This window comes from Chamaesiphon sp. OTE_20_metabat_361 (genome assembly GCF_031364565.1).
In genome coordinates, this window is sequence record NZ_JANLWO010000654.1 from 1 (window position 1) to 4,955 (window position 4,955).

3 protein-coding genes are annotated in these 4,955 nt (G+C 47.1%); 2 read left to right on the forward strand and 1 reads right to left on the reverse strand.

Annotated elements, in window-relative coordinates:
- Nucleotides 1–291: 291 nt before the first annotated feature.
- The gene (locus tag RMO35_RS18725; protein ID WP_309743046.1) at nt 292–1,725 is read left to right on the forward strand and encodes a proton extrusion protein PcxA; all 1,434 of its coding nucleotides are present in this window, start codon (nt 292–294) and stop codon (nt 1,723–1,725) included.
- A gap of 228 nt (nt 1,726–1,953) precedes the next feature.
- Here the strand turns inward: RMO35_RS18725 and RMO35_RS18730 are convergent, their stop codons facing one another.
- Nucleotides 1,954–3,072 (reverse strand): 3-deoxy-7-phosphoheptulonate synthase, encoded by a 1,119-nt coding sequence (locus tag RMO35_RS18730; protein ID WP_309743048.1) that lies wholly within the window; start codon nt 3,070–3,072, stop codon nt 1,954–1,956.
- A gap of 539 nt (nt 3,073–3,611) precedes the next feature.
- Here RMO35_RS18730 and RMO35_RS18735 point away from each other — a divergent pair.
- A complete protein-coding gene (locus tag RMO35_RS18735) occupies nt 3,612–4,832 on the forward strand; it encodes a M20 family metallopeptidase (protein WP_309743050.1) in 1,221 nt (406 codons plus the stop codon).
- The last annotated feature ends 123 nt before the right edge of the window (nt 4,833–4,955 follow it).

Below are 4,955 nucleotides of genomic sequence, written 5' to 3' on the forward strand. Positions count from 1 at the left end.
TCCAACCACTGACAAAATTGAGCAACTATCGCATCTGTTTTGCCACTGCGCGTACCACCCTCAATCCAAATTGCTTTACCCGACACACCCGCATCTCCAGCGATCGTACTCACACCTTATATTAGTACCTAAATATTATTAAATTAATTGATAATTAATAATTGGGTTTTTAGAATGGGTAGTTCATCCCCTACTCTTTGTTAATAGCATAGCTCGGCTATTACCTCTTACCCATTACCTTTACCTCTTACCCTCTCCCATCTACCATCTACCCTCTACCCTCTCTTCCCCATGGAGAACCGACTTAATAAATACTGGCGCAAAGCTAATCAGTGGTTTTATCGTACCGCCGATCGAGCATTGGACGAAGCCTACAAAGCCGCTTTGAAAATAAAAGCGATCGAAGACGAACATTTTGGGGGTGAGAAAATTGAGGTTTCCCCCATATCCACTAACAATCAAGTTGCTACCTATTTTCAGAACGATCTCAATAAATACCTGCGGATTACCCGGATTCGCCTTGCCGAATTTCAAACCAGCCGCACAGTCACTGGCAATAACTATCCCCAACCGCCCGAGAGCCAGCAGTTCGATAGTCTCGGGTTTAGCGATATCAATTCCTACACTCAAGATATCGAATATGAAGCGCGAATTCTGGAAAAACTCAGCTTTATCGACGATTTATTGACTCGTTACGCCGATAATACCACTGAGATCGATCCCAATCTCCAAAGATCGACCTTCGGACAACGTGCCGTCAATTTTATTGCCCCACCTACACCACCAAACTCATTATCGATCGTCGATACAGCAAACCAGAATCCCTCCCAAACCGTCAACGTCAATCCGATTACCGCTAGTTCCCTCGGTCGTCGCCCATCCAAGCGTATGCCCAAGCAACTCGATCTTGAGGGTGAAAACGTCAATAATGACAAAAAAGCCATTATCGATATTTCCCTGATTAATACCTTTCGACGCATCCAGCAAGATCTCGATCCCAACGCCGACGTTCGAGTCCTGGAAAACTACCGCTTCAATCAAGGCAAAACAAGAACTTCACTGAGATTTATCTTGATGCTGATTTTAGTGCCGCTGCTAGCCCAATATATCTCCAAAATCATTATTGTCGGCCCAGTTATCGATGCCTACCGCAACTACCACCAAGCAGATATCTTTCTCAACGTCAACCTCGAACGAGAAGCCTTAGAGGAAATGGAAATGTTTGAAAGAAATATCAAATTCAAACACATGGTCGGTTTGACACCAAAACTCACTGCCGAAGAGATGGAAGAGAAAGTCACCGAAAAAGCCGCAAAAATCAAAGTAGACTACTATCGTAAAAGTGCCGATGCCATCAAAAACTGGTTTGCGGATATTTTATCGATCGTTACCTTTATCTGGTTGATTAGCAATAGCCAAAGACAGATCCAGATTCTCAAAGCCTTCCTCGGCGATCTGATCGCTGGGCTTAGCGATAGCGCCAAAGCTTTCATTATTATCTTACTCACCGACACCTTTGTCGGCTTTCACTCTCCCCACGGCTGGGAGATAATCCTCCAAGGCACTGCCAGACATCTGGGTATTGCTGAAAACAACGAATTCAACTCGCTTTTTATCGCGACAGTTCCGGTCTTAATGGATACCGTTTTCAAATATTGGATCTTCCGCTACCTCACCGGACAATCACCCTCATCTGTTGCTACCTACAAGTCAATGAATGAGTAGAGAAAAATTCGGTAGCGATCGGGTATTTTTCACACTTAAAAGGAGCGGTAATCGATCGATTACCGCTCCTTTTTGACCTTATAAGGACATTTGAAAAGTATCAAACAGCACTCGTAAACTTTAGAAAATCCCCCCTAGCCCCCCTTAAAAAGGGGGGAACCGGACTACTCTTGCTCCCCCTTTTTAAGGGGGCTGGGGGGATTCGATCTATACTTTTCAAACACCCTCTTAAAGGCGATCGTATGCTGCGAGAATAATGCGTTCGGTATCTACCCAATTAATACACTTATCAGTCACCGAAACGCCATATTTAAGTTGAGTGAGATCTGCTGGAATCGATTGTCCGCCTTCATGCAGATTGGACTCCAACATCATCCCCACCATTGAGGTATTGCCATTGACAATTTGTTGAATCGTGCTTTCAAAGACGATCGGTTGGAGCCGATAATCTTTATTAGAATTACCGTGACTGCAATCAATCACGATCCGTGGTGCTAAATTGGCTTTCTTGAGTTCGGTTTCGGCGGCTTGAACGCTGACGGGATCGTAGTTGGGTTTACCTTCGCCACCGCGTAGGATAATGTGTCCGTAAGCATTACCCCGAGTTTGAAAAACGCTGACCCGTCCGTGTTTGTCGATCCCCAGAAAATTGTGTGGTTGTTGGGCAGATTGGAGCGCATTTAAGGCAACTTTGACGCTACCATCGGTGCCATTCTTGAAGCCTACAGGCATCGATAGTCCGCTGGCCATTTCGCGGTGAGTTTGGGATTCGGTAGTGCGTGCGCCGATTGCCGACCAAGCAATTAATTCATCTAAGTACTGGGGAACGATCGGATCGAGTGCTTCTGTCGCTGTCGGTAAACCGATTTCTGCAAGTTTAATCAGTAGTGTCCTGCCAGTATATAAGCCCTTTTCGACATCGAAAGACTCATTCATATCTGGGTCGTTAATCAACCCTTTCCAGCCAACAGTAGTGCGGGGTTTCTCAAAATAAACTCGCATGATTAGCAAGAATTTATCTTGGACTCGATCGGCTAAATCTTTTAATTTGTAAGCATATTCTTCGGCGGCTTTGACATCATGAATCGAACAAGGGCCGACGACAATGAATTTGCGATTGTCTTGGAAATCTAAGATTTTCTGGATCTGGCGGCGATAGTTAACGATGCGTTGTTCTAGTTCGGGTGATAGCGGTAACTGTGCCTTCAGCTCTTTAGGCGTAATCAAGATTCTTGAGTGGTTGATATTCGTATCGCGCAGGACATTTGCATCCAGGGTTTGTTCTAGGCTCTGGAGATCCTGATGCTCTGAGGGAGATGCTTCACCGACGGAAATTGGATTTTGCATGAGTTAAAGAAAGATGTTGAAATAGTTTTGGGACATAGCTAGTGCAGCTACTCGCTGCCTGAGTGCAATGCCAAATGGGCTACTTGGAAGGTCGCAGCTTACCCGCTTTGTTACTACTCATACTGTCAATCCCGAATCGCGAGCGTCTAGGTGACTATTATTGGAATGTGTGTAACTAGAGCATAAAAAGTGAGTAAGCATCGACCGATCTATTGCCCTCAATCGGGCACTACAACTTGCTAGATTCTAAATCGATGCCAACTATATAAATACATTAGAGCTTAAGGTTTTGGTTAGTTGAGCTGACTCGGCGGTTATCGCCAATTGTCCGCCGCGTAAAAATCGATGTGCGGTACGGGCAAGCTACTTTCATTAAGTATATCGAAAATCTGTTCGATCTGAAGAATAACGATCGTCTCAATTAAAGTAGTAGCGATCGCGATCCTCCGACTCGTACTGACCTAATTCGATCGGATAACCAGCCAAACGCAGAGTTAAAATTAGTGTAATCAGCTTGGCTCACTCATCCCCTCAACCACATGTTTGCCACTAACGCGCCCACTCAACCCATTCATCCCGACAAAATTCGATCGGAGATTCAAGCCTTGCAGCCCCAGCTAGTCGCCTTGAGACGGCAGCTTCACCAGCAGCCCGAACTCGGTTTCCAAGAGCGCATTACTGCCGAGACGATCGCCAAAAAACTGACGGAATGGAAAATACCCCATCAGACTGGCATTGCCAAAACGGGAATCGTCGCGATGATTCAAGGGCGGAAGACGAGTTTTCGGCTCAAGACGCTCGCAATTCGGGCAGATATGGATGCTTTACCGATTCAAGAAGCTAACGATGTGCCCTATAAGTCCCAGCACGATGGGATCATGCACGCGTGCGGACACGATGGACATGTGGCGATCGCCTTGATGACCGCTTACTATCTATCCCAGCATCAAAATGACTTTGCAGGGATGGTCAAAATTATCTTCCAGCCCGCCGAGGAAGGCCCTGGTGGTGCCAAACCGATGATCGATGAGGGCGTCCTCACTAACCCCGATGTCAATGCCATCATCGGGCTACATCTGTGGAATAACTTACCGCTCGGGACGATCGGCGTCCGCAGCGGCGCATTAATGGCAGCCGTAGAATTATTTAATCTGAAGATCCAAGGCAAGGGCGGACATGGAGCGATGCCGCATCAGACGGTAGATGCGATCGTCGTCGCCAGTCAGATCGTCACCGCCCTCCAGACGATCGTCGCCCGCAATGTCAATCCGATCGATTCGGCGGTAGTCACCGTCGGTCAATTCAACGCTGGCAACGCCCGTAATGTCATTGCCGATACGGCGAGTTTAACTGGCACAGTCAGATATTTTAATCCCGATCTTGCCGACTTTTTTGAGCGGCGGATCGACGCGATCGTCGCTGGTATCTGCGCTGGTTACGGTGCAACTTACCAGCTAGAGTACACCAAACTTTACCCACCCGTAATTAACGACCCCAAGATTACCGATCTGGTACGCTCTGTCGCCACAGATTTGGTCGAGACACCGCTTGGCGTAGTCCCTGAGTGTCAAACTATGGGCGGTGAAGATATGTCCTTTTTCTTGCAAGCCGTACCTGGCTGTTACTTCTTTCTCGGTGCCGCCAATCCCGATCGATCTCTAGCATACCCCCATCACCATCCGCGCTTTGACTTCGATGAAACCGCACTCGCCACAGGCGTAGAAATGTTCGTCCGCTGTGTCGAAAAATTCTGTAATTGATCTGAGTTGGGGATAAGAAGAGCCTAGAGACTGAAGTCTCTGCTAATGATGCAAAGTCCGCCTACGCGGACTGATTAACCAGTCCGCGTAGGCGGACTTTGCATCACTAGCCCCGATTTCAAT